The organism is Streptomyces caelestis, from assembly GCF_014205255.1.
Lineage (GTDB): Bacteria > Actinomycetota > Actinomycetes > Streptomycetales > Streptomycetaceae > Streptomyces > Streptomyces caelestis.
The window spans coordinates 68,983-93,217 of record NZ_JACHNE010000001.1; the positions used below are offsets into that span (position 1 = coordinate 68,983).

At 69.2% G+C, this 24,235-nt stretch carries 23 protein-coding genes and 1 pseudogene; 19 read left to right on the forward strand and 5 right to left on the reverse strand.

Features of this window, described 5'->3' with window-relative positions; translation table 11 throughout:
• The first annotated feature begins 58 nt into the window (after window positions 1-58).
• Window positions 59-394 carry a winged helix-turn-helix transcriptional regulator gene (locus HDA41_RS00350; RefSeq protein WP_184979586.1) on the forward strand — a complete coding sequence of 112 codons (336 nt, stop codon included), beginning with the start codon at window positions 59-61 and terminating at the stop codon, window positions 392-394.
• A 75-nt stretch (window positions 395-469) separates the two neighbouring features.
• Window positions 470-775, forward strand: coding sequence for a hypothetical protein (locus tag HDA41_RS00355; RefSeq protein WP_221511375.1), 306 nt, complete (start codon window positions 470-472; stop codon window positions 773-775).
• 19 nt (window positions 776-794) lie between these two features.
• Here HDA41_RS00355 and HDA41_RS40795 read toward each other — a convergent pair whose 3' ends face one another.
• Complete coding sequence (locus HDA41_RS40795; protein WP_230299785.1) at window positions 795-944, reverse strand: hypothetical protein; 150 nt, start codon at window positions 942-944, stop codon at window positions 795-797.
• Between the two features lie 130 nt (window positions 945-1,074).
• A pseudogene (locus HDA41_RS42575) lies at window positions 1,075-1,353 on the reverse strand (aminoglycoside phosphotransferase family protein); the annotation flags it as partial.
• A 565-nt stretch (window positions 1,354-1,918) separates the two neighbouring features.
• On the opposite strand from HDA41_RS42575, the gene HDA41_RS00365 reads away from it, so the two are divergent.
• From HDA41_RS00365 to HDA41_RS00390, 6 genes are all read left to right on the forward strand, one after another.
• Complete coding sequence (locus HDA41_RS00365) at window positions 1,919-2,374, forward strand: peptidoglycan-binding domain-containing protein (protein ID WP_184979588.1); 456 nt, start codon at window positions 1,919-1,921, stop codon at window positions 2,372-2,374.
• Between the two features lie 394 nt (window positions 2,375-2,768).
• A complete protein-coding gene (locus HDA41_RS00370) occupies window positions 2,769-3,533 on the forward strand; it encodes a peptidoglycan recognition protein family protein (protein ID WP_184979590.1) in 765 nt (254 codons plus the stop codon).
• Between the two features lie 460 nt (window positions 3,534-3,993).
• The gene (locus HDA41_RS00375) at window positions 3,994-4,155 is read left to right on the forward strand and encodes a hypothetical protein (RefSeq protein ID WP_184979592.1); all 162 of its coding nucleotides are present in this window, start codon (window positions 3,994-3,996) and stop codon (window positions 4,153-4,155) included.
• Between the two features lie 1,088 nt (window positions 4,156-5,243).
• Entirely contained in the window at window positions 5,244-5,435 is a 192-nt protein-coding gene (locus tag HDA41_RS00380) for a hypothetical protein (RefSeq protein WP_184979594.1), read from the forward strand.
• Window positions 5,436-6,082: 647 nt separating this feature from the next.
• A complete protein-coding gene (locus HDA41_RS00385; protein WP_184979596.1) occupies window positions 6,083-8,593 on the forward strand; it encodes an FG-GAP-like repeat-containing protein in 2,511 nt (836 codons plus the stop codon).
• A gap of 136 nt (window positions 8,594-8,729) precedes the next feature.
• A complete protein-coding gene (locus HDA41_RS00390) occupies window positions 8,730-11,180 on the forward strand; it encodes an FG-GAP repeat domain-containing protein (protein WP_184979599.1) in 2,451 nt (816 codons plus the stop codon).
• A gap of 245 nt (window positions 11,181-11,425) precedes the next feature.
• Here the strand turns inward: HDA41_RS00390 and HDA41_RS00395 are convergent, their stop codons facing one another.
• Both HDA41_RS00395 and HDA41_RS00400 read right to left on the reverse strand, forming a co-directional pair.
• Window positions 11,426-12,355, reverse strand: a complete 930-nt coding sequence (locus HDA41_RS00395; protein WP_184979601.1) for a hypothetical protein — start codon at window positions 12,353-12,355, stop codon at window positions 11,426-11,428.
• A gap of 84 nt (window positions 12,356-12,439) precedes the next feature.
• Window positions 12,440-12,841: an MMPL family transporter gene (locus tag HDA41_RS00400; protein WP_230299786.1), complete on the reverse strand. Its 402-nt coding sequence runs from the start codon at window positions 12,839-12,841 to the stop codon at window positions 12,440-12,442.
• Between HDA41_RS00400 and HDA41_RS40800 the strand changes: the two genes are divergently transcribed.
• A complete protein-coding gene (locus tag HDA41_RS40800) occupies window positions 12,829-13,167 on the forward strand; it encodes an ATP-dependent DNA ligase (RefSeq protein ID WP_230299787.1) in 339 nt (112 codons plus the stop codon). The genes HDA41_RS00400 and HDA41_RS40800 overlap by 13 nt on opposite strands.
• A gap of 370 nt (window positions 13,168-13,537) precedes the next feature.
• Here HDA41_RS40800 and HDA41_RS42580 read toward each other — a convergent pair whose 3' ends face one another.
• Window positions 13,538-13,906 carry a hypothetical protein gene (locus HDA41_RS42580; RefSeq protein WP_376706757.1) on the reverse strand — a complete coding sequence of 123 codons (369 nt, stop codon included), beginning with the start codon at window positions 13,904-13,906 and terminating at the stop codon, window positions 13,538-13,540.
• 884 nt (window positions 13,907-14,790) lie between these two features.
• Here HDA41_RS42580 and HDA41_RS00415 point away from each other — a divergent pair.
• The 10 genes from HDA41_RS00415 to HDA41_RS00460 all read left to right on the forward strand — a co-directional run bounded on the left by HDA41_RS00415 (window position 14,791) and on the right by HDA41_RS00460 (window position 24,206).
• Window positions 14,791-16,458 carry an aldehyde dehydrogenase family protein gene (locus tag HDA41_RS00415; RefSeq protein WP_184979606.1) on the forward strand — a complete coding sequence of 556 codons (1,668 nt, stop codon included), beginning with the start codon at window positions 14,791-14,793 and terminating at the stop codon, window positions 16,456-16,458.
• Between the two features lie 36 nt (window positions 16,459-16,494).
• Window positions 16,495-17,634, forward strand: a complete 1,140-nt coding sequence (locus tag HDA41_RS00420) for an acyl-CoA dehydrogenase family protein (protein WP_184979608.1) — start codon at window positions 16,495-16,497, stop codon at window positions 17,632-17,634.
• An 84-nt stretch (window positions 17,635-17,718) separates the two neighbouring features.
• Window positions 17,719-19,017, forward strand: coding sequence for an aspartate aminotransferase family protein (locus tag HDA41_RS00425; protein ID WP_184979610.1), 1,299 nt, complete (start codon window positions 17,719-17,721; stop codon window positions 19,015-19,017).
• Window positions 19,018-19,019: 2 nt separating this feature from the next.
• Complete coding sequence (locus HDA41_RS00430; protein WP_184979612.1) at window positions 19,020-19,508, forward strand: SRPBCC family protein; 489 nt, start codon at window positions 19,020-19,022, stop codon at window positions 19,506-19,508.
• A 26-nt stretch (window positions 19,509-19,534) separates the two neighbouring features.
• The gene (locus tag HDA41_RS00435; protein ID WP_184979614.1) at window positions 19,535-20,083 is read left to right on the forward strand and encodes a hypothetical protein; all 549 of its coding nucleotides are present in this window, start codon (window positions 19,535-19,537) and stop codon (window positions 20,081-20,083) included.
• A complete protein-coding gene (locus HDA41_RS00440; protein ID WP_184979616.1) occupies window positions 20,080-20,670 on the forward strand; it encodes a flavin reductase family protein in 591 nt (196 codons plus the stop codon). The genes HDA41_RS00435 and HDA41_RS00440 overlap by 4 nt, the downstream gene beginning before the upstream one ends.
• Window positions 20,667-21,653: a ferritin family protein gene (locus HDA41_RS00445; RefSeq protein ID WP_184979618.1), complete on the forward strand. Its 987-nt coding sequence runs from the start codon at window positions 20,667-20,669 to the stop codon at window positions 21,651-21,653. The genes HDA41_RS00440 and HDA41_RS00445 overlap by 4 nt, the downstream gene beginning before the upstream one ends.
• Window positions 21,650-22,678: a beta-ketoacyl-ACP synthase III gene (locus HDA41_RS00450; protein WP_184979620.1), complete on the forward strand. Its 1,029-nt coding sequence runs from the start codon at window positions 21,650-21,652 to the stop codon at window positions 22,676-22,678. Before HDA41_RS00445 ends, HDA41_RS00450 begins: the two co-directional genes overlap by 4 nt.
• Window positions 22,679-22,755: 77 nt before the next feature.
• Window positions 22,756-22,986 (forward strand): acyl carrier protein, encoded by a 231-nt coding sequence (locus tag HDA41_RS00455; RefSeq protein ID WP_184979622.1) that lies wholly within the window; start codon window positions 22,756-22,758, stop codon window positions 22,984-22,986.
• Window positions 22,986-24,206 (forward strand): beta-ketoacyl-[acyl-carrier-protein] synthase family protein, encoded by a 1,221-nt coding sequence (locus HDA41_RS00460; RefSeq protein WP_184979624.1) that lies wholly within the window; start codon window positions 22,986-22,988, stop codon window positions 24,204-24,206. Before HDA41_RS00455 ends, HDA41_RS00460 begins: the two co-directional genes overlap by 1 nt.
• The last annotated feature ends 29 nt before the right edge of the window (window positions 24,207-24,235 follow it).

Genomic DNA, 24,235 nt, shown 5'->3' on the forward strand with positions numbered 1-24,235 from the left:
TTAGTGCATGCGATACATCACTTACATCAACTGCACTAACGGAGTTACCGTTGAAAACATGACTGATTCCTGTCTGCCCGAGTGTGGTGTCGCCCGGTTCCTCACTCTGCTCAACGGCCCGTGGGCAACTCTGATCGTGCGTGAACTGCTGCATGGCCCGCATCGCTTCACCGAGCTGCGCGAGGCCCTGCCCGGTATCAGCCCGCACACCCTGACCAGTCGGCTACGCCAGTTCGAGCGGCACGGCATCGTGACGCGCACCACGTACGCGGAGATCCCGCCGCGCGTCGTGTATGAGCTGACCCCTCTCGGTGAGGGGCTGAGCGACGTTCTGGAGGCCATGGGGGCCTGGGCCATGACGGTGCCGGATCCGGGGGCCGACGTCACCGTCTGACGTACGCCACCGCCCGGCGGTGCGGACGCGGTCACGCCGAGGCTGCGAGCCTCTGCCGCAGGCGTCGTTGTCGTCGTGGTGGACGACCTCCTCGAAGCGCGGTTGCAAGCCGTGCATGTCCCGGAGGTTGGCGACGATCGTGTCGAGCTGTTCGCGGTGTTCCTTAAGGACGTCCAGCTCGCCCGCATCGCGCATCGTCAGGCGACGACACCGCATCAGACGTTTCCGATGAGCGAGGCCGACGTAGACCAATGGCGGGAGCAGTTCCAGGTGCCTGACGCCGACGAACTCGATGGCGGCGAGATTCCCAGCCCGCCGGCGGGCTGGCCGGGCTGGGCGGAGTGGGCGGTAGACCACTGGCCCTCGTGCACCGACAGCTAGGGCGCATATCGGGTCGTGATCAATGGGTTGTCCGGGTGAGATCTTTGATCCAGATCATCGAGGCGCGCAGGTGAAGGCCGGCGAGGTAGCCATCGACGGCCTGGCAGCAGAACCGCAGCATCGTGAACGGCAGCACGGTGGACCCGACCTGCAGATGGGTTGGGTCCACCGAAGCTCCTGGCGCAGGGCAGCTGGCTCGCCGGCCAATCACTGAGACACAGAACACCGGGACACATGTTCCGCTTGCATAACAGGTAGCCGAGGTCTTCCAGCGGATCACCGGAGGCGGCGGTATCGAAGTCGATGAAGGCGACCGGGACGTTGTCTGCGAAGACCGTGTTGTTCGGCCCCGGGTCGTGGTGGCAGACGACGGGGTGCCGACCGGTCAGGCGGTCGAGCGGGTGGCGTCGTGGAAGGCGCGGAGCAGGGAGCCGGCGGCAACCGCCTGGGGGCTGTCCAGCGCTGGAAGCGGGCGGGCACCCGGCGGGGAGGTAACTGAGGATCTCGCGGCCGGCCCTGTCGAACCCGAGATGACGCGGAGCGCCAGTGAAACCCTGCCGTCGAAGGTCACCGAGCAGTTCGGTGACAAACGCGGACGACGCGCCGGCTGGCCGACGGTATCGCCGACCCTAACCACACCTGAAGTGATGTGTCCCCCGGACAACGGCACTTCGTTCTCCATTGCCACATCCTGCACGCGCGGGCCGTCGGTCAATCTTCAGTGGCAAACGGTCAAGATTCGGTGTCACAGGACACAGGTGACGACCACTCCGTGGTCCTGACGCTCGTTCACGCCCGGCTTCCCTCAGCGCCGGCCGGCTCGGTGGCGCGGGTGAGGAACGCGGCGAGGTCGGCAGTGGCCTCGGGACGGCGGCGAGCCGGGCCGCGAACGCCAGCTGGTCGACGCAGGCGGCCGGGACCAGCCGGGCGAGTTCGGCGAGCAGCGCGGCGTGGGCGCGGACGCGACCGGAACGCGTGCTGACCGGCATCCGTGAAATGGATACGGAGCATCGAATTCCCCTCCTTCACCTCGGCTTTTACGCCAGCACGTAAGAGTGTGTGAATGACCGGACCGGGCTGACAAGGTGGTCTCGAATCCCGGTGCAGCACTGGGGTGATCTACGAGACGAAGAGGTTTTCCGGATGCGATCGAAGATCATGAAGCGGGCGTGTGTCACCGCCGCGACCGTTGCCGCGCTCACGGCCGGCGGCCTGGCGGGGGCGGGCACCAGCTTCGCGGTGCCCGCGCAGTCCTCGGCGCGGACGGCGACTGTGGAGGCCGTCGCCCCGCTCGCTGTGGTCAACCTGGGGCTGGACACCGCCCATGCGAAGAGCTGGCAGTGCTTGCTGCGCGACAGGGGTCACTCCCCGGGCACCATCGACGGGCAGCTGGGCACCAACAGCTGGAAGGCGGCGCAGAACTTCTTCGCCACTTTTGGCTACTACAACGATTCCATCGACGGGATCGTCGGCCCCAACACGATCAAGGCGCTGCAGAAGTACCTGAACCTCCACGGCGCCGACCTCGCTGTCGACGGGATCGCGGGGCCGGCGACCAAGTCCGAGTTCTGGGACTTCGCCGGCACCCACCGCTGCTGATCCTCCGCCGGCCGCACACACGGCCCGCTGCCCGTCCTCCTCTCGGGGACGCCGACAGCGGGCCGTGTTCCGGCGGGACCCGGTGCCGATCGAGCATCCGAATCCGGACAGGACCCCCTTGCCCTGAAGGCAATGAGTGGTTCGCCGTCCGAGGCATCCCGAACCGGGAACCAAGGCCGAGCTCGACCGGTCCGCCAACGTGATCGGGATGATGGGCATCGAGCCTCCGGGGCCGGACCCGCGGCGGACTGCGGCCCGGTCCGTTGTCCAACTGGGCCGGCTTCACGTCACCGTCGTGGCGATGGTCCGGACCGTGGCCGGCGCGGTACGGCCTTTGACATCGCAGCAATCCTCCAGCACGAACAGGACGAAAATGGACAGGGAGACGTACAGGATGGAACTCTCGGACCGCCATGACCTCCCGGGCACCAGACGCCCCACTCCCCCAGTACCGCGCCGGCTGTTCCTCGGCGCCGTTGGCGCCGCGGCCTTGCTGGGGGCGACGGCGCGCCCGGCCTCGGCAGCCACCTCGGCAGCCACCTCGGCAGCCGCCTACCCCTTGCTGTCCCGGGCGCAGTGGGGAGCGGACGAGGCTCTGCGCCACGGCGCCGGCGGGACCGAGATCTGGCCCCCCGCGTACTACCCCGTCCAGACCTTGACGGTTCACCACACCGCGGACGGCGGTGACGGCCTGGACCCGGCCGCGCGCGTGCGCGCGATCTACCGCGAGAAGGCCGCGAAGGACGGTGACATCGGCTACCACTATCTGATCGACGACAAGGGTCAGGTCTACGAGGGGCGCTGGTCGGGCACCGACGGATCACCCGCGCACGATGGAGCGGGACGCCTGGTCACCGCGGCCCACATCGAGAAATACAACTCCGGAAACGTCGGAATCGCCCTGCTGGGCACACTGACCGGACAGTCCGCAACCCCGGCGGCGCGCATCTCGCTGGCCCGGCTCCTGGCCGAACTCGCCAGGCGGCACGGGGTGGATCCATTGGCCGAGGTGCTCTACCGCAATCCCGCCAGCACCGCCGTCCGGACCGTGCCGGCTCTCAGCGGACATCGCGACTGGGCGAGCACCGCATGCCCCGGCACGCTGCACACCGACCTGCCGTACATCCGCCGGGAGGTCGCCGACCTCCTCGCCGGCTGATCCGGTGCAGCCGTTGCATCGCATGCTCCAGTCTCACAGGAGCGCAGCCGGACGGGCCCTCCATTGTAGTTTGGATTCTGTTACGAGTTTGGCCAGCGTCCGGTGACTTATGTTGGTTCCCTTCTGCCACGCGCGACGGTGGGTCCGAAGCCATGCTTAATATCGCGGATAATCACGTCAGTTTACCCCTCCTCGCTTAGGGCCTTTGACACGTACTCGCCTTTGACGCGTACTCCCCGAACCTATCTCCGGTAGCAGTAAGGTTTATCCCCTTGGCTCCTGCAGATATTGCTGCGCCGCCGGCAATCGCGCTTCCGCCGGACGCACCACCGGTCGCCATCTCCGCGATGCTCGCGGCACATACCCGGGGCTCGGCAAGGCATCCTCCGCCCAGGGCAAGGACGACCGGAGCTACGGCGGCTGACAAACCGACAGCCCCGATCACGCCCAGAACAAGGGCATGGCCGTGCACCGCGACGACGTCGAGGTCGACTGGCTTCACCGGCAGGTGCTGACCTCGCGCAACATCTATTCGAGCCGCTTCACCGACTTCATGGTCAGCGTCTCCACCCGGGCCCGGATCTCCGAGGTCGTACGGGAGATGGAGCGGGCGAGGGCCTGACGGCCCGGCCACCCCCAGCGGTAACGCACACCCGAAGGCGCCCGAGCGGACGTGGTCCGCCCGGGCGCCTTCGGGTGTGTGGTGCCCAGGCCGCACAACGGGCGGGCGCTCTGTGTCTCAGGAAACGGCGTGTGAGGCGAGTGGGGGGGCTGGAGGCCGTACACGACGGGCGGTGACCCCTCGGCCCTCAGGCGGCGGCAGGCGTCGGTCGGCATCAACCCCGGAAGGAGCAGCCGCCACATCGCGGGCACCATGTGGGGAGACAGCCGCCTGCCCCGCAACGAGGTCAGGAGCTCCGCCCCGGCGCCCGCGGAGAGCACCAGGGCGGTCGCCGCCTCGACCGTCACCCCTCCCGGAACTCCCTGCGCTCCGCCGCCTGTCGGAGCAGCTTCCGGATGTCGTCGGGCCACGTCATGGGGCCGGTGGGGACTGCCGGCAGGGGGGTGCCCCCGCTCCAGGCAGAGTGTGATGCCGGCCCGGGTGCAGACGTCGTGGCAGATCCTGTGGGCCAGGACGTGCGAAGCGTCGATGAGGACCTGGAGCGGCGGCAGGCCACACGCGGGCAGCATGGAGAGGATGCCCTCCGCCGTGGAGTCGCACTCGGCCAGCACTCCGGTCGCGATATCGCGTTTGGTGGGAAGTGGAACTACACGGCACCCTTCGTATCCCGGCTGCGGTGGCGATGCCGTCGATGCCCGTTCCCGCACAGTTGTCCCGCTCGAAGAAGGACGCCGCCGAGTCGAGGATCGCCCGGCGCGTGCGTCGCGCTCGTTGCTGCTTGGCCATCGGATGCCCTCAAGTGCCTGGGACGTGTTCCACCGTTGGTCGGTCGGCGATGTGCAGCGAGTACAACCAGCGGAGCGACCGGCTTGACGGGTGCGGGCGCCCGGACCGCAGCGTCATGACACCGGCAGCGGTACGTCAGGGCTGCGTCAGAGCAGTGGGGCACGCTGGCTCAGCCTTGCCTCATCGAGAGGGCTGAATCGTGAAGAAGATCGCCAGTCTCCGGGTCCTGCTACCCGCGGCCGTGCTCGCTGTCGCGACGAGCGCGACCGCAAGCGCTCCCGCGGCCTCGGCCGATCCCGGATGTGCCATCCGGGAGAGCTCACCGCACTCCGATCGGCGCCCCGCACGCGGGCAAGGACAGCGTCTGCTACTACACCCGGGGCGACGTGGTGGTGAACAACCCGGGCCAGCAGGCCTGGGGTTACATGCCGGCGAGCGCCCTGGCCACCGCCAAGGCGCCGTTCCCGGGACTCAGAAAGTGTTCATGGGGATGAGAGTGAGAGAAACCATGCGTATGACCGGCACTGCCGACGCCACCGGGCCGCGGAGGGGCACGCTGCCGATCGTGGGCTCAGCCGAGCTCTCGCGGTCGCCGCCCTGAGCTGCCCATGATGGCCACCGGCCTCACCACCGGCACGGCCCACGCCGCCACCTGCCAGCTGCCAGCTGCGGGAGAACGTCCTGCACCAGGACAAGCTCGGCAACGTCTTCCGCACGGACGTCTACTGCGACAACAGGGCGGGCGACGTCCATTGACGGGCGTCCTTCGACAGCCCGCTGGCCGGGAAGAAGACCTCCCTGCTCAGCGCCTTCCTGTGCTGGACCCGCGGCCATCCCCACGTGGGTGGCAACACGGTCTGGTACTACACGAAGGGCGACACGGCGAATGCCCCCCTTCCAGGCGAGGGGTGGGGCGCCATGACGGCCAGCAGCCTGCTGACACCCGCCGGCACTCAGCACCCTACCTGGGGCTTCTGCGGTGCCCGTGGTACTGACGGGCCCGGTCGCTTCCATGAGTGCGGGGTCGGGCACCTGCCGGCATCGCCGGCACCCGGCTCCGCTTCCCACAGTGAGTTCAACTCTGAAACGGGTGTGATCGGTGTTACCCAGAACATCACGAACGACGAGGCGAAGCAGGGTGATGGCTTCCTGTGCCGCCCTCGCGATGGCCGTGACAACGCTCGGTTACGCCGCGTCGGCGGCCGAGACCGACAAGGCCCCGCCCGAAGGCGTCAACGTCTCCCCGCTGGCGAAGGCGAGGGCGTCCGGTAAGCCGGTGGAGGTGGTGGAGAACCGCACGGAGTCGTCCGAGACGTATGTGAATCCCTCCGGCACGCTGACGGTCACGCGGCACATGACGCCGGTGCGGGTGAAGCAGGGTGGTACGTGGGTCCCCGTGGACACCGCTCTGGTGTCCCGTGAGGGGCGCGTGGTGCCGAAGGCCGCGCCTGTCGGACTCGAGCTCTCCGACGGCGGGGCCGGGCCGATGGTGCGGCTCAACGACGACCGGCACGTGCTGGAGATGAGCTGGCCCGGTGAGTTGCCGGAGCCGAAGCTGGCCGGCCCCGTGGCGACCTACGCGGAGGTGCTGCCGGGGGTCGATCTCCAGGTCACGGCGGAGGCGGAAGGCTTCTCGCAACTGCTGGTGGTCAAGGACGCCAAAGCGGCGAAGAACCCGAAGCTGAAGAAGGTCGCCTTCGGGCTGAAGGCGAACGGGCTGAAGGTCACCGGCGACGACAAGCAGGGCCTGAAAGCGGTCGACGCCAAGGGACGCACCGCCTTCTCCGGCCCCGCGCCGCAGATGTGGGACAGCGCGAAGGGCGAGAAGAAGAAGCGGGCGGTCATGGGGACCGAGGTCGCGGAGGGCCGCATCACGGTCGTCCCGGACCAGAAGCTGCTCAGCGCCCCCGACACCGCCTATCCGGTGTACGTCGACCCCTCGTTCACGGTGGGGATGTCCAACTGGACCGACGTGGAGCAGATGTACCCCAACGCGTCCGGATGGAACGACCGGGACGAGACCAATATCTCCGTGGGGTACTGGTACTACAACAACGCGCCCAACGGGTTCCGCGGGTTCTTCCAGATGGACGTGCCGAACCTGAATGCGACGCGCGTGGTGACGAAGGCGACGCTCACCTTCAGCGAACTCGGCACCAGCCCCGAATGCACCACCATTCCCCTGGAACTCTGGCACACCGGACGCATCTCGCCCGCGACCACCTGGAACAACCAGCCCACCTGGAACACGAAGATAGCCACATATTCCTGCGTCGGGGACAAGATCACCCAGAACGTCCTGGCCGCCGTGCAAGCGGCCGCCAAGAGCGGAAGCATCGTCGACTTCGGCGTGCGGACCACCGACGCCGTGGAGAAGAAGCAGAAGGGATTCGGCTGGCGGTGGGTGTACCCCATGACCGCGTCCCTCAGCGTGGAGTACGCCTACAACGGCCAGTGCTTCATGATCAGCGAAGTGGACCGCAAGGACCCCGACGGAAACGCCTTCACCAAGGAGATGAACTGCGAGAGCCAGGCCACGGCGGTGCGGAGCGAGCCGTTCAACAGCAGCGCCCAGACGGGAAACCTGCTGGCCGGACCGCACGGCTTCGTGTGCTGGCGCAGCGGTGACCTCAACGGCGCCGGCAACCGCATCTGGTACTACATCAAGGGCGACACGTCCACCGGCTGGACGAGCTGGCAGGGCTGGGGCTACGTCCCCGCTGACAAGATCACGGGCGCGGGAACGGAGCCCTATCCCGGGCTGCCCGCCTGTGGCGTGCACACCACCACCCCCGGTATCGCCGCCCCACAGGACTTCAACTCCGACGGACTGTCCGACGTCCTGGCCCTCCAGCCGGACGGCAACCTCGCCCTCTACCCGGGCAACGGCAACGGCACCCTCGCCAACAAGCGGATGCTGTGGACCGACGGACGGGGCACCGGTTACACGAACCTCTTCACCGGTGACTTCGACGCGGACGGCATGGGCGACGTGGGCGCCTTCGCCGACACCGTCATCTGGTGGTGGCGCGGCGACGGCAACAGCGGGGTCGAAGACACGCGTCGGCCGCTGATGGACAACCGGTACAAGACGCAGGCCTACTTCAATCCCGGTCTGCACCACCCGTGCCGTGTCGCCTTCGCCGCCGACTTCAACGGTGACGGCACAACCGACATCATGGCCGCCTGCGGTCAGGGTTCGGAGCAGGGCAACTACAACGACGACAGCCTCTGGTGGTGGCCCGGCGACGGAGACGGCGGCGTCAACAAGAACAACAGCAACGGCATCGGCTGGGAGTATTCCTACGCCGCCCGTACGCAGGACACCTTCTCCGCCCTGGACATCACGGGTGACGGCCGCATGGACGTCAGCACCCTGTTCTCCCCGACTGTCCTGCAGTTGAAGGCGGGGCCGAGCGCGTCCAGCTCGACGCACGGCACCGGCACGCCGACCAACTGGCCAGGCAGCACGTTCGGCACGGTGTCCCACGTGTTCGCGGGGGACTTCAACGGTGACCGCAAGGGCGACATGGCGGGCGTCGACTCCAACGGCTTCCTGTGGTGGTGGCCCGGCAACGGCAACGGATCGTTCGGCACCCCGTCGAAGATGAACAACGCCACGGACTGGGGGACCGTGAAGGACCTCATGTAAGCGCGCGACGAGTCCGGAGTCCGGCTCGGTGTCCGTCCTGCACGAATCCGAAGAGAAACGGGTGGAGAACATGGCCCCGAAGGGTCTGCCACAGCGGCGGCACGGCAGGATCGTCGCATCCTGTACCGCCTTGTCGGTGGTGTTGACAACGCTCGGATTCGCGGCATCGGCGGCCGAGCCGGACAGGAGCGGTACCGGTCACCAGGCGGCGGTTTCCGCGCTGGCGGAGGCGAGGGCGTCCGGCAAGCCGGTGGAGGTGCTGGAGAACCGGACGGAATCGTCGGAGACGTATGTGAATCCCTCCGGCACGCTGACGGTCACGCAGCACATGACGCCGGTGCGGGTGAAGCAGGGCGGTGAGTGGGTCCCCGTGGACACCGCTCTGGTGTCCCGTGACGGCCGTGTGGCGCCGAAGGCCGCGGCCGCCGGGCTGGAGCTCTCCGACGGCGGGGCCGGGCCGATGGTGCGGCTCAACGACGACCGGCACGTGCTGGAGATGAGCTGGCCCGGCGAGCTGCCCAAACCGAAGCTGGCCGGCCCCGTGGCGACCTACGCGGAGGTGCTGCCGGGGGTCGATCTCCAGGTCACGGCGGAGGTGGAAGGCTTCTCGCAGTTGCTGGTGGTCAAGGACGCCAAAGCGGCGAAGAACCCGAAGCTGAAGAAGGTCGCCTTCGGGCTGAAGGCGAACGGGCTGAAGGTCACCGGCGACGGCACCCAGGGTTTGAAGGCGGTGGACGCCAAGGGGCGTACGGTCTTCTCCGGCCCGGCGCCGCGGATGTGGGACAGCGCGAAGGGGCCGAAGAAGGAAGCGGTCATGGAGACCGAGGTCACCGCCGGCGGCCTCGCCGTGGTCCCCGACCAGAGGCTGCTCACGGACCCGGACACCTCCTACCCGGTGTACGTCGACCCTTCGTTCAGCAAAAAGGCGTCGGCCTGGAGCCAGCTGTCCTCCTACTGGCCCACCCGGTCCGGCTGGATGTACGGGCACGAGCTCCAGACCGGTCAATACCAGATCGGCAGCACCTACCCGCGCCAACGCGCCTTTTTCCAGATGGACGTACCGTACCTGGCGGGCCGTCAGGTGCTGAATGCCTCCCTGACCCTCAAGGACATGTCCTGGTACACGGGGGACTGCGCGGCCTCGACCGTGGAGCTGTGGCACACCGGACGCGCCACACCGGCGACCACGTGGAACAACCAGGCGGAGTGGAAGACGAAACTCGCCTCGGCCGCCTGCCCGGCCGGAACGCTCACCTTCAACGCCCTGGGCGCGACGCAGGCGGCCGCCCGCGCCGGCACCACCATCGTGGACCTGGGGCTGCGGGGCTCGGCCGCCGCCGAGACGCCGCCGACACAGACCATCAGAAGGTTCGAGGTGGCCACGGCCAGCCTCACGGTCGAGATCGCGTACAACGGGGAGTGCTTCCTGCGCGACCAGGTGGCGTACGAGGACCCCGACGGCAACGCCTTCCACACCGAGATGAGCTGCGAGGCGCAGGCTTCGGACGTCCGGATCGAGCCGTACGCCGCCTCTCAGGTCACCGGCCGCCTCCTGGCGGGACCGCACGGCTTCGTGTGCTGGCGCAGCGGTGACACCAATGGTGCGGGCAACCGCATCTGGTACTACGTCAAGGGCGACACGTCCACCGGCTGGACGAGCTGGCAGGGCTGGGGCTACGTACCGGCCGACAAGATCACTGGGGCCGGTTCCGTGCCCTTCCCCGGCTTGCCCGCCTGCAACGTGCACAACGTCACGCCGGGCCTCGTCGCACCGCAGGACTTCAACTCCGACGGCGTCACCGATGTCGTCGCCCTCCAGAGCGACGGCAACCTCGCCCTCCATCCGGGCAACGGCAACGGCACCCTGGCGGACAAGCGGCTCATCTGGTCGGACGGCCGGGGCAACGGCTATAAGCAGGTCTTCCCCGCCGACTTCAACACCGACGGCAGGGGCGATGTCGCCGCCGTCGACGGCGACAACCGTATCTGGTGGTGGACCGGCAACGGTGACGGCGGAGTCACCGGCCCGGCGCTGCCGCTGACCGATGACGTCAAACACGCCCATGGCGTGTTCGCGGAGGGCTACCCGCCACGCTGCCGGGACTTCGTCTCCACCGACGTCAACGGCGACGGCAAGGGTGACATCCTCGCCGCCTGCGGAATCCAGGAGCTCGATCCCGAGACCGAGGTCCTGTGGTGGTGGCGGGGGAACGGCGACGGCGAGTACGTCCCTGGGGCGCACATGACCGAGCACGCCTTCGAGGGGAGCGTGATCACGCTGGACTCCAACGCCGACGGCCGTATGGACGTGGCGGAGCACGTACCTGACGGGCGGCTTCTGATCCAGCCCGGGTCCGGCGACGGCCACTGGGACTACGGCACCGTACGGGCATGGCCCGCCGCCGGTTTCGGCCCGGTGAGCAAGGCCTTCGCCGGCGACTTCAACGGCGACCGGCGCGGCGACCTCGCCGCCGTCGACGCGAGCGGCTCCCTGTGGTGGTGGGCAGGTGACGGCAACGGCGCCTTCGCCGCTCCGTCGAAGATGTCGGCCGCGACGGACTGGGGGAGCGCGAAGGACCTCATGTGAGAGCTGCGAGTTCCCCTTTCTTTGGGGGGGGCTCCCACCTTCGGTCCCCCGCTGGAGGCAACCGCCCAACCAACGGTTCAGCCGCCTGTCGGTGCAACCCTCTTCGAACGCGCCGCGGCCGCGGCGTAGCCCGAGGCCGGCCTGGCGGGCCTGCCCGTCCCGGCGCAATCGTGTGGGCCGACTCCGCCCACACGGGAAGCTTGCCGACTGGGCAAAACAGCACCTCAACCTCACCATCAAGCCCGTCAGCCGCCCCACCGGCGCCGAACAACCCCGTTGAGTATCATCGCGCCCACCCCCACCGCCGCAAGGTGCAGCACCGTCGTGACAGCCAGATTCTCCGGCCAGACGGCATCACTCGGTCTGGTCAGCGCCACATACACGGTGAGCGGCAGCTTCCAGCCGCTCCACGCGAACAACGAGCCCGAGCCGAGCCAGCCGAGGGCGGCCGGGACCCAGCGCGGCAAGCCCGCGGGACGTCCGGACACCAGGCTCCAGTAGGCAGCTGACGCCAGGAGAGCCCACAGTCCCAGGACGCCCCCCAGCAGGTGCCAGCCGATGTCCCGTCCGGCTGGACGCGTGATGCCCGCGGTACCGCCTGCGGCCCAGTACAACCAAACCAGTGCAATCGCCGCTCCGACGACTGCTGCCCACGGCGGCACCCGGGACGAGCCGCCCCCGTCGTCTCCCACGCGTCCGGCGAACGCATTCGGCCAGCGTCGCCGTAGATGTGCCGGCAGCGCGACGGCAAGGCCCAGACCCATGCCAACGAACCCCGCTTGGACCAGGGCCGCCTCCCACTCCGGCATGGATGGCCCGTCCTCACTGCCCTCGCTTCCGCCACCGTCAGTCCCGAACAGCGCCGTAAGCACCGCGTACGGCAGCACCGGAACCAGAAATCCTGTCCCCACCCACGCGCAGAAGATCAGCGGCATTCCCGGAAGGCGCATCCCCCACGGCCGCACCAGAGCCAGCGCCACTACGATGCCGATCCCCGCCATGGCGATCGTGGCGGCGTTGAGTACTACCCACTCCGCCCAAGAGAAGCCGGCACCGACCGGTAGCAGGCCCAGAAGTGAACCGGCCACCCAACCCACTTTGATCAACAGGTAGGGCGTCAAAGAGAGCGCCGCCCCGTACGCCGCAAGCCGCCCGGCCCGGTCCCATGGCTCCACGCCAGCTCCCTGGCATGTGTCGTTGTTAGCGGAAGCTTCATCCACGACCCTCTTCACCGCGTCACCCCTCAGGCGTATTTCCACTCATCCCCACTTATCTGGGGGCCAACTGTGCGGTGTCGGCCGGAGGGGCCGTCGGGGCGGGCTCCCCCGATTCGCTGATGCCGAAGCGCGCGTGCAGTCGACGCGGGGGGCCTGGGTCCACCGCATCGCCTGTCCGCCTAGCCGCATGGCTGCCGGCAGGAGCGCACCGCGGATGACCGTCGCGTCCACCAGCACGGCGAGCGGCAGTCCGATGCCGTATGCCTTGACGAACGTGATGCCCGATACGAGGAAGGCCAGGAAGGCGATCGAGATCAGCACGGCGGTCGCGGTCACCATGCGCCCGATGCGTTCCAGACCCATGGCCACGGCGGCGGTGCCGGACCCAGTGCGTTCGTAGTCCTCCCGGATCCGGGCGACCCGGGCAGGTGGTGCTGCGCTCAAGGCGCGGCACCGAGCTGGGGCGGGCGTTTCCGGAGGTTGTGGCCGGCGCGGCGCAGGTGCGGGACGCGACCGCGCTGGACGGCGAGCTGGGCGTGCGGGAGGAAGGGCGGCTCGCTTTCGAGCGGTTGCAGGACCGGCTTGCCCGGCCTGGTGCCGGCGCGGCTCGGGCGGCTGCCGAGTGGCCGGCCCACTTCGTCACGTTCGACCTGCTCCGGCTGTCCGGGACGAACACGAAGACCTGGCCGTACCGACGGCACCGGGCCGCACTGGAGTCGCTGTTCGCCGCGCGAAGGCTGTCGGCGCCGTGGGCACTGTGTCGTTCGTGAGACGACCGAGGCGATCGTCGACGCGGTCAGCGGCGCCCTGGCTGCTCCGCCCCTGCTCCGCCCAGTTTGCTGCTCGGCCGGTACGAGGGCCGTGGGCGCCTTCAGTACACCGGCCACACGACCACCCTCACGCAGGAGGCCGGCAGAACCTCGCCGGCCTCCTCACCCCGGCCCGGGCATCCCTGGGCGGGTGGCTTTGTTGGTGGGAGCGAGCAACGCTGCCGGAGGAAGGGGCCCTTCCCCGGTGCCGGTTCATGCTTCTGGTGCACTTTGCACGTCATGGATGACGAAGCTGAGCAAGGTTTGGGTGAGTGCCTCTGTGATGCCTGATCACCGAGGCGAGCGTCGGCAGACGACCGTTTTCCGGCCCTCACGCCGCCGCGGGCACCTTCTCGGCCGCGCGACGGCGCTTCCCGTACGCGACGGTCAGCACGGCTAGCAGCGGCCCCCAAAGGAGCAGCGGTGCGTAGCAGAGATAGAACCAGGCAGCCTCCCAGCTCATGGCCTGGCCCGGGGAGCCGGCCGGCAGGTCGTCGCCTCGGATCGTGGTGCCCCTGATCTCAGAGGCGATGAACAGGACGGTGAACAGGAGGGTGAGGACCGTGGCCCCGACGGCGGCCGGGATGACCGCTACCTCCGTAGGGACCCTGCGGCCGCGCAGGAACGGTACCCAGCGCGGGAACACCTCGCCCCAGCGGGCGATCAGACCGATCGCGGTGAACGCGAAAACCTCGGACATGATCGACAAGAAGACAACGTACGCCCGCTCACTGATCCCGATCCCGTCGTCGAACGCGGCCGGGAGCCGCCAGATACTCGATGGCAGGACGGTTAACGGCACAGCGTAGGCCACGAGTTGCATCCGCCGAGACACTCCGGCAACGGGCTCGTGGGCCGCCCGCCATACGGCGCGGAGTCGTCCGGGGTGGGCGCCAGTGAGTTCTTCGACCTGCACGAGCGGCTGCATATGCGGTCCTCGGGTTCGGTGGGCTGGTGGCCAGCCCGTTCAGTAATGAAGATCCCAGCCAGGGGTGCCCCCGAGGATCGCTCTGCGGGCTGAACTCGGCTCCGCCTGACGGCCGAAGAGCGGTGCGACCGAAGAATGACGGCAGGTGCGCCCGGCACCCAGAGGTCGGACTGCGCAAGCCTGGCTCTCACGGACGACGTCCGGGTCCGCCGCCCGCCGTGACCCGATCTCCGGCCTGCCTGGCCGACCCGGACTCCTGTCCTGTGCCGACAGGTTGTGCTGCGCACCGGCCGCCGCTATGCCGTATGGCGGCGGCAGCCGGCGCCGCTGTTCGGCGTTCGAAGTCGGCCGTCGGGTTGGCGGCGATGAGGGCTTTGCGGGGGCGGGCCGCGTGCGGTGCGGTCGTTGTCGGCACTTGAGGGTCGTTGGGCATGTCGTCCCCACACGTGGGCGGGAGCGGAAGGGAAGTCTGGCCGGGGGCCGCAGGTGATCTCCTCTTCTTTCGACCGTAACCATATGACCGACGGTCGGTCAGTTCGCGGCGGCAAGCATCAGCTCGGCGTCAGAACCGCGTCAGAGCCAGCTGCAACGATCAAATCCCGGCGCCCCGTTCTCGCGTGCCGGTCAGCACTGGGACCCATCCGGAAAGGTCAACCATGCTCTCGGACGGAACAACAGAGGCGACATCCTCCGTACGTTCTGCCTCTTCTGGCCGCGCAGCAGAAGAACGCCAGGCACCCCTGCGCAGTTACAAGCTCTACGTCGCCGGCAAGGACATCGAAGGTGACGGATGGGTCTACACGGTGAGCGGCAGGTCCCTCCTGGAGGACGTGTTCACCAGCGTGACGCTCAAGCGGACCCTGGAGCAGGACGCCGAATCGGACGCGGCCCAGCACCCCTACGTCGTAGGACGCTGCGCGATCGCCGGCGACGACGCCCTGGACCTGGCGAGCGAGGCCGCCGCAGCCGCCGCACCCGGCTGGGCCGCCTTCCCGCTGGAACGCCGTATGCGTCTGGGCCACCGCTTCCGCGAAGAGCTCGAACGACGCCGGGACGAGTTCATCGAGATGCTGATCGCGGAGGCCCACCCCGCCAAGCTCGCCCGCTGGGAGCACAGCTCCCTGCTCCAGATATTCAGCGAGGAAAGCCTCGGCTGGTACCAGGAGCAGATGCACACCGAGTTCCAGCACGGGGACCGCCGGCTGATCGTGCGCCGCCAGCCCGACGGTGTCGTCGCCTTCAATCCCCCGCAGAACGCCCCGCTCCCCAGCGCGGCCCTCGGAGTGCTGTGCCTCATGTCCGGCAACGCCGTCGTCATGCGCGCCCCGCGCAGCATCGCCCTCAGCACCATGTGGCTGATGCGGGACGTGGTCGCCCCGATCCTCGACGAGCTGGACGCCCCGCCCGGCACGCTCAACGCCCTGTGTGCCAACCCCAAGCAGACGCTGGACCGCTGGATCGCCAGCCCCCTGATCGACGACATCTTCTACATCGGGGGCAGCCAGGAGGGCCTGCGCTTCGAGCAGCAGTGCGTCGCGAACGGCAAGAAGGCCATTCTTGAGCTGGCCGGTAACGACAGCGTCGTCGTCTGGTCCGACGCGGACATCCCCAAGGCCGTCGAGGCCATCACCGAGGCCTTCTACGGCTCGGGCCAGATCTGCATGATCCCCAACGGCGTGCTGGTGCACCCCGCCGTCGCCGACGAACTGCTGGCCGAGCTCAAGGAGCAGGTCGGGCGGATACGGCCCGGTTATCCGGAAGAGGAGGACGTCCTGCTCTCGCCGGTCCGGCGCAGCGAGCGGTTCTTCCGCCTCCTCAACCAGGCCCTGGACCAGGGCGGGGAGCTCGTCACCGGCGGGCGCCGCATGGAGGTCGACGGCACCCCCTCGGACACCGGTGTGTTCCTGCAGCCCACCGTCGTACGGGTCGACGGCCTGGCACGCGCCCGCGAGTTCGACATCGTCCGCGAGGAAACGTTCTTCCCGCTGATCCCCGTCATCGTCGCCGAATCCGCCGCCGACCAGGAGCTCCTCGCCCGGTTCGTCAACTTCACCAATTCCAACCCCTACGGACTGCGCAACTCGCTGTGGGCCGAGTCCGAAGACGTCATCGACACCTTCGTACGCCAGGTCACCAACGGCGGACTCCTGAAGATCAACGACTCCCACATGGGGTGCGTCCCCTACCTGCCCACACACGGCGGTACCGGCCTGACCGGCGGAGCCTTCGGCGAGGCCAACTACCCGATGCTCAAGACCTCCCACCTGCAGGGCGTGAGCATCGCCCGCGGCGTCAGCCCCTACGAGGCGGTCTTCGGCGCCTGAGCGCCCTGCCCACTCCCTCTCCCACCGGAGGTAACCGTGCGCTCCCTCGACCGAGCCCGCACCGTCTGCGAGCACTACCACCCGGGACTCCTCAAAGCCCTGGAGGAGATCCCCTTCGACGAACGGGAGAAGCCCGGTAGCACCGCCATCGACCTCTTCCGCGCCCACGGCGGCGTCGGACTGCTCATCCCCGCCGAGTTCGGCGGCAGCGGGGCGTCCCCCTTGGAGGCCGTCCGCGTACAGGAAGCCCTGGGCGCGGTGGCACCGTCGCTGGCCGCCGCCACGACCATGCACCACTTCACCGCCGCCATGCTCTACGCACTGGCCGACCAGCAGGACAGACTGACGCCCGCCCAGGTGGACCTCCTGCACCGGATCGTGCCCGAGCAGAAGCTCATGGCCTCCGGCTGGGCCGAGGGACGCACCCAGCAGAACATCCTCGCCCCGACCGTGGCTGCGGTGCCCGCCGAGGGCGGATACCGCCTGCAGGGCTCCAAGAAGCCCTGCAGCCTCTCGTCCTCGATGGACCTGTTGACGGCCAGCATCTCCGTGCCCGGCGCCGACGGCGCCCCCGAGCTCGCTCTCGCGATCGTGCCAGCGGACTCGCCCGGCCTGAGCGTGCACCCCTTCTGGGGCACCGACCTGCTGGCCGGGGCCGAGAGCGACGAGGTCCGTCTGGAGGACGTGTTCGTACCGGACGAACTGGTGGTACGGACCTCCGCCGACGACCCGACCAGGCTGGACGACCTGCAGACGGCCGGGTTCATCTGGTTCGTCCTGCTCATCTCCGCCGGATACACGGGAGCCACCGCCGCCCTCGTCGAAGAGGTGGTCACGCGCGAGCGGGGCAACCCCACCGAACGCGCGGCCCTCTCGATCAGCCACGAGGCGGCCGTCGCCCTGCTCGAAGGCGCCGCGCGCGCCGTGCAGGGCGGAGTCGAAGGCGAGGAGGCGGTGGCCGGTGCCCTGATCGCCCGCTACACCGTCCAGGACGCCCTGGTTGCCAACGCCAACCGGGCGCTGGAACTTCTCGGCGGCATGGACTTCATCAAGGGGTCCCCGAATGCCAGGCTCGCCGCTTCCGTGCGCCCTCTGGCCTTCCACCCGCCGGCCCGGCCCGCCGCGGCCGAACCGCTCCTGCGCTACTTCGGCGGCGGACCCCTTGAGCTGGCCTGAGGCGCGTCGCGGCGTCCTCGCCCCGGCCGCTGCCGGCCCCCGCGAATCCTGCTCCAGCCCCGCACCACTTGGGAGTGACAACTCGTGACCGTGATCCAGGAAGTCCGGCCCGGCGCTGCGGCGCCGAGCACGGAGGGCGAGATCCTCCGGCTCTACCGGACCCACCTCAGCAAAGGCCGGGCAACGCTCGCCGAGCTCTTCGGCAGCCACATGGAAGTGGAGTCCTCCGGAGCCTGGCTGACCACCAGCGACGGCGAGCGCTTCCTCAACGCGGGCGGCTACGGGGTCTTCATCATGGGCGCCCGCCACCCCCGGGTTGTGGAGGCCGTTCAGCGCCAGCTGCACACCCACCCCGCGGCGACCCGCATCCTCCTCGAGCCGACCGCCGCCCGCGCCGCCGAGGCACTCGTGTCGGTCATGCCCGAGGGCCTGGACCGCGTGCACTTCGCCCTGTCGGGCTCCGAGGCCGTGGAAACCGGTCTCAAGCTCGCCCGTGCCAACGGCTTCAAGCGGACCGTCTCGATGCGCGGCGGCTACCACGGCAAGACCCTCGGCGCACTGTCCGCCACCGCCAAGGAGGTCTACCAGCAGCCCTTCCGGCCGCTCGTACCCGACTTCCTCCACCTGCCGTTCGGCGACGCGGACGCGCTGGAGGCCGAGCTCGCGGCCCATCCCGGCGAGGTCTGCGTCATCCTCGAACCCGTCCAGGGCGAGGGCGGCGTGATCATCCCGCCGAAGGGCTACCTCAAGCGCGTCGAGAAACTGGTCCGCGAGTACGAGGGGTTCCTCATCCTCGATGAGATCCAGTCCGGCCTCGGCCGGCTCGGCGAGTGGTGGGGCGCGGACATCGAAGGCGTCGTCCCCGACGTCATGCTGACGGGCAAGGCCCTGGGCGGCGGTGTACTGCCGGTCTCCGCCGCGGTCGCCACCCGCAAGGCGTTCCGCCCCTTCGACAAGGACCCCTTCCTCCACACCGCGACGTTCTCGGGGCAGCCGCTGCTCATGGCCGCCGTCCAGGCGTCCATCGAGACGATCAAGGAAGAGCGGCTCGTCACCAAGGCCGTCGACCTCGGCAGCGCCCTGCTGCCCAAGCTCACCGAGATCGCCCGCCGCAACATCCCCGACCAGCTGGTGGAGGTACGCGGCCGCGGCCTGCTGATCGGCGTCGAGCTGGTCGAGGCCGGGCTCGCCGGGGAGCTGCTGATCGAGCTGTTCAACCACGGCATCGTCGCCAACCACTCGATGAACGGCAGTGCGGTGGTGCGCTTCACGCCGCCGGCCACCCTGACCGACACCGAAGTGCAGTTTCTCCTCGATTCCTTCGACAAGGCCACCCGTGACCTCATACGGGGCGCGGCCACGATGCCGGAAGGCGGTAACTGACCGTGCGACACGTAGAACTCAAGGTCCTGGTTCCCTCCCAGGACGCCCGGACCGTCTTCGATTCGGTCATCAAGTGGGAGAAGTACCCCGACCTGGCACCCCACGTGCACACCACCACCGTGCACAGCACGCTGCCGGCCGCCGAGTGCAGTTCGAGCTGGCAACTGCACTTCCGCAGCGGTCTGCTGGGCTGGACCGAGAAGGACGAGTTCTCCGTCCAGGACCTGACCGCCCGCTTCGAGCAGACCGACGGCGACTTCGACAGCTTCGTCGGCCTGTGGACGCTGCGCCAGGACGGCGCGGACGTCATCGTCGACTTCGAGGCCGACTTCGACTTCGGCATTCCGAGCCTCGAGGGGATCCTCGACCCCATCGCCGAGCGCGTCATCAAGGAGAGCGTGGCCTGGGCCGTGACCGGCCTGTTCCCCGGCTCCAAGCTGCTCGGCGACGCCAACCTCAGCGACGCCCGCCCAGAGAACGTCGCGGCATGACCCGCTGCCCCGACAGGAGCTGAACCGTGGATCAGGCCAATCCGTTCGAGACCCCGCGTACCTACTCGCTCCACCGGGCCGAGTACCTCGTCGGCCTGGCCGTCACCACCGGTCTGATCATCGCCCATCTGGGCGACATCCGATGGGTGCCGGCCGTCGTGCTGTTCCTCTACATCGATGTGATCGGGTACATCCCCGGCGCCATCGCCTTCCGGCGAAGCGGCGGCCGCCCGATATCCAAGGCGTACTACGTGCTCTACAACGTGATGCACAGCCTCATCACCCAGGCCGCGGTCGTGGCCCTGTGGTGCTGGCTGATCGGGCCGGAGTGGGCGCTGCTGGTGATTCCCTTCCATCTCTTCGGTGACCGGGGTCTGTTCGGCAACTTCATGAAGTCCTTCGCCCTGCCCTTCGAGCCGGTGCGTCAGCCCGGCTACCTGAGACTTCTGGACGACCTCGGCATCAAGCACCCCAAGCCCGTGGGCCACGCCCTCGACCCGGTGCCCGTAGGACACGTCCCCGTCGCGCGGACCTCCGCCCGCAGCGAGCTCATCCCTCAGGAGGAGTCACGATGAGCACCGCGCTCCGCCCGCGCACCGGGCTGTCGGCCGGGCACCGTACTCCCGACGGACGCCTGCGCCGGCGCAGGGCCCTGTACCACCTCACCGCCCCGGTGGCCGTGCTGACCGTCAGCCACGGAGGGATACTCCACGGAACCACCGTCAGCACGGTGACCACCGTGTCCCGGGAGCCGCTGCTGCTCGGCACCTGCCTCAGGAGCGGGTCTCAGTTCGCCGAACTGGCCGTGGCGTCGGGTCGCTACGCGGTCAACGTCCTCACCGGGGCGCAGGCCGATCTGGCCCGGTACTTCGCCGACAGCTCGCGCCCCGGCGGGGCGGACCAGTTCGCCGGCCTGGGGTGGGAGCCCGACCCGTACGCGCACGCGCCCCTCCTCGAAGGCGCGCTGGCCCACTACACCTGCCGGCTCTACGGCTCGACCGCGCTGGGGGACCACGAGGTACTGATCGGCCACGTGACCCACGCCGCCGTCGGTGAGGGCACTCCCCTGCTCAGCTACGCCGGCGGGCTGTTCAGCAGTCCCCTCACCCCTGTCCGGGACCCCGGGTCGGGCAGTCAAACCAGGAAGGACACCACGACATGACCGAGTTCGTGGCGCCCGAAGCCGACTGGGACAAGGCGCCCGGTCTGCTCGACGGAGCGAAAGAACTCACCCTCGGGCCCGAGGAGTGCGACCTCTCCTATTGGTTCACCTCCGTAGCCCAAGGAACCCTGCGGGACCGCGGCGACACCGGACACCACGCCGACGCCGTCGTTCCCTCCTTCCTCAAGGAGCCCGGCCCGCTGAGGGACGCCCTGACCTTGGAGTTCGGTTTCCGTGCCCTGTCCGAGGAGATGGCCACCCGCATCCTCGGCCGCTACGTCACCATCGCCCCGGGCATACCGGAGTTGGAGTTCTACGCGACCCAGCTCATCGACGAGGCCCGTCACGCCCGGGTGTTCCGCAACCACCTCGTCGAACTCGGCCACCCCGCCGGCAGCCTGCTGCGGGACGTGGACGACATGGCCGCCGACTACCGGCGCCGCGTGCTGGAGCCGGTGAAGGAGTTCACCGACGACATCGTGACCGGGCAGTCCGATTTCATCGGCGGAGTCGCCGTGTTCGCCATCGTCATCGAAGGCGTACTCGCCCCCGCGGCCGAGCTGAGCGAGCGCAAGTGGACCCCGCTGTCGCCCGCCACCGGAGAGATCTCCCGCGGCACCGCCATCGACGAGATCCGGCACCTGACCGTGGCCAGCACGATCCTGCGCGACCACGTCGTCAAGCACCCCGAGTACAAGCCGAGGCTGCTGGAGATCCTGCGGGCCGGTGTCCGGCTCTGGGACGAACTCCCGGACCGCGAGTACGTCCTGCCCCGCGAGGAGATGTTCCAGAAGGGCATGCAGGAGCACGCCGACCTGATCGGCGACTACGAACTGTGGCCCGGCGTGCGCATGCTGGACACCACCCCCGAGCAGCGCTACGACATGGCCGAGCAGTGGACCGACGAAATGGCCGAGGCCCGCATGGCCTACATGGGCCTCCCCGTCGACGTACTGGCCGGCGGCCAGGAGAGCACCGGATGACCACCGTCACCCGGCAGGCACCCGCGGGGCGCGCAGCGGTCATCGCGGGCATCGGGTCGTACGTGCCGCCGGACGTGGTGACCAACCAGGACCTGACCCGGCGGCTCGACACCTCGGACGAGTGGATCCGCAGCCGTACCGGAATCGCCACGCGCCACGTGGTCTCCGCCGGCACCGCCACCTCCGACCTGGCCGTCGAGGCCGGGCAGCGGGCCCTGAAGTCCGCGGGCAGCGCCGACGTCGACGCGGTGGTACTCGCCACCACGACACCGGACCACTCCTGCCCCGCCACCGCACCGGCCGTGGCCGCCCGCCTTGGTTTGACCGGCGTGCCGGCCTTCGACGTAGCGGCCGTGTGCACCGGCTTCCTCTACGGCCTGGCCTCCGCCTCCGGACTGATAGCGGCGGGCATCGCGGACCGGGTGCTGCTGGTGGCCGCCGATGCCTTCACCACCATCATCAACCCCGACGACCGCACCACCGCCGTGATCTTCGCCGACGGGGCGGGCGCCGTCGTACTGCGCGCCGGACGCCCGGACGAACCCGGCGCGATAGGGCCCCTGGTTCTGGGCAGCGACGGCAGTCTCGGCAACCTCATCGAAGTGCCGGCCGGTGGCTCGCGGCAACGCTCCTCGGGCCGGAGCGCCCCCCTGGAGGACCACTACTTCCAGATGCGGGGGCGCGACACCTACCGCCACGCGGTCGAACGAATGACCGCGGCCTCCCTGGAGGCGGTGGAGCGCCGCGGATGGACCATGGCCGACATCGACCGGTTCGCCGCGCACCAGGCGAACGCCCGCATCCTCACCGCAGTCTCGGACCGGCTGGAGGTCCCGGTCGAGCGGCAGCTGTCCAACATCGAGCACGTGGGCAACACCGGCGGTGCCTCGATCCCGTTGCTGCTGTCCCAGGCGGCGCAGGACGGCCGTCTGACCGCCGGACAGAAGGTCCTGCTCACCGCGTTCGGCGGCGGCCTGGCCTGGGGTGCCACAGCCCTGCACTGGCCCGTCCTCACTCCGTTCTGAGGACCCGCCGCCACCCTGCAGCCCGTAGAACGCAGCGACATCCACGCGCAGCCCTGCGCACGACGGAAGGAATATCCATGTTCGAGAAGTTCAAGAGCCTCCTCGTCGACAAGCTGAAGGTCTCGCCCGAGCTCGTCACGCCCGAAGCCACCCGGGAGGAGATCGAACTCGACTCCCTGGCCGTCGTGGAGTTGTCCCTGTTGCTCGAGTCCGAGCTGGGCCTCACCATCAGCGACGACGAGCTGCTGGAAGCGCCCACCGTCGGCGACATGGTGGCGCTCATGGAGCAGCGGGGCGCGAAGGTCTGATGGCAGGCATCGATGTTGCCGTCACCGGTGTCGGCCTCGTTACCCCCGCCGGCATCGGGGTGGAGCCGAGCTGGGCGACGGTCCGCTCAGGGCGCTCCACAGCCGCGTTCGATCCCATGCTGGAGTCGAACCCTGTGAAGATCTCGTGCCGCGTTCCCGGGTTCGATGCCGATGCCCTGCTGGGAGCCAGGCGTGCCCTGCGCCTGGACCCGTTCGTACAGTTCGCGCTGGTCGCCGCTCGCGAGGCGCTGGCCGATGCGGGGCTGGATCCGAAGACATGGGACGGCGGACGGGTCGGTGTGGTGCTGGGCAACGGCGACGGGGGACCCACCACGGTGGAAGCCCAGCACCGGGTGCTCCTCGCGCAGGGCGCCGGCCGGGTCTCTCCTCTCTTGCTGCCCATGCAGCTGCCCAACATGCTCGCCGGCCAGGCCGCCATCGAGTTCGGGGCGACCGGCCCCAACCTCGTGGTGGCAACGGCATGCGCCTCCGGCACGACCGCGGTGGGCGTCGCACGCGACCTCCTTGCCCTCGACCGCTGCGACGTGGTCCTGACCGGCGGCAGCGAGGCCCTGATCACGCCACTGGCGATGGCGGGCTTCGCGCAGATGGGTGCTCTGTCCCAGCGCGAGGACGACCCCTCCGCCGCCTCGCGTCCCTTCGACGCGGACAGGGACGGGTTCGTCGCCGGTGAGGGCGCCGGCATCCTGGTCCTCGAAAGGCTCCAGGACGCCTGCGCCCGCGGTGCCCGGGTCCGGGCACGCGTCGTGGGCTACGGGGCGTCCGCCGACGCCCACCACATGACGTCCCCCCACCCGACGGGCGCCGGAATCGAGTCGGCCGTACGCGCCGCCCTTCGCGACGCGGGCGCCGGCCGGGGAGACGTGCAGCACGTCAACGCGCACGGCACGTCCACGCCCCTGAACGACCTGGCCGAGGCCACCATGCTGAAGCGGACCCTGACGGGCGACCCGCTGGTCACCTCCACCAAGGGCGTGACGGGTCACCTTCTGGGAGCCGCAGGGGCCGTAGAGGCTGTCCTCACCGTCTTGTCGGTGGAACAAGGGCTCGTGCCGCCCACCGCCAACCTGACCACGCTGGACCCCCGCATGGACATCAAGGTCGCCGAGACCGAGATGGCCGTGCCCATCGAACTGGCGCTGAGCAACTCCTGCGGCTTCGGCGGACAGAACGCCGTTCTTGCCGTCGCCGCCGCCTGACCCGCCGTTGCCATCCGGGGCAGCCGACC

Excerpts from the sequence above, each read along its gene's own strand:
- HDA41_RS00350 (WP_184979586.1), top strand. The coding sequence starts at position 59 with ATGACTGATTCCTGTCTGCCCGAGTGTGGTGTCGCCCGGTTCCTCACT.
- HDA41_RS00365 (WP_184979588.1), top strand. The coding sequence starts at position 1,919 with ATGCGATCGAAGATCATGAAGCGGGCGTGTGTCACCGCCGCGACCGTT.
- HDA41_RS00370 (WP_184979590.1), top strand. The coding sequence starts at position 2,769 with ATGGAACTCTCGGACCGCCATGACCTCCCGGGCACCAGACGCCCCACT.
- HDA41_RS00375 (WP_184979592.1), top strand. The coding sequence starts at position 3,994 with ATGGCCGTGCACCGCGACGACGTCGAGGTCGACTGGCTTCACCGGCAG.
- HDA41_RS00385 (WP_184979596.1), top strand. The coding sequence starts at position 6,083 with ATGGCTTCCTGTGCCGCCCTCGCGATGGCCGTGACAACGCTCGGTTAC.
- HDA41_RS42580 (WP_376706757.1), bottom strand. The coding sequence starts at position 13,906 with ATGTCCGAGGTTTTCGCGTTCACCGCGATCGGTCTGATCGCCCGCTGG.
- HDA41_RS00415 (WP_184979606.1), top strand. The coding sequence starts at position 14,791 with ATGCTCTCGGACGGAACAACAGAGGCGACATCCTCCGTACGTTCTGCC.
- HDA41_RS00440 (WP_184979616.1), top strand. The coding sequence starts at position 20,080 with ATGAGCACCGCGCTCCGCCCGCGCACCGGGCTGTCGGCCGGGCACCGT.
- HDA41_RS00445 (WP_184979618.1), top strand. The coding sequence starts at position 20,667 with ATGACCGAGTTCGTGGCGCCCGAAGCCGACTGGGACAAGGCGCCCGGT.
- HDA41_RS00450 (WP_184979620.1), top strand. The coding sequence starts at position 21,650 with ATGACCACCGTCACCCGGCAGGCACCCGCGGGGCGCGCAGCGGTCATC.
- HDA41_RS00455 (WP_184979622.1), top strand. The coding sequence starts at position 22,756 with ATGTTCGAGAAGTTCAAGAGCCTCCTCGTCGACAAGCTGAAGGTCTCG.
- HDA41_RS00460 (WP_184979624.1), top strand. The coding sequence starts at position 22,986 with ATGGCAGGCATCGATGTTGCCGTCACCGGTGTCGGCCTCGTTACCCCC.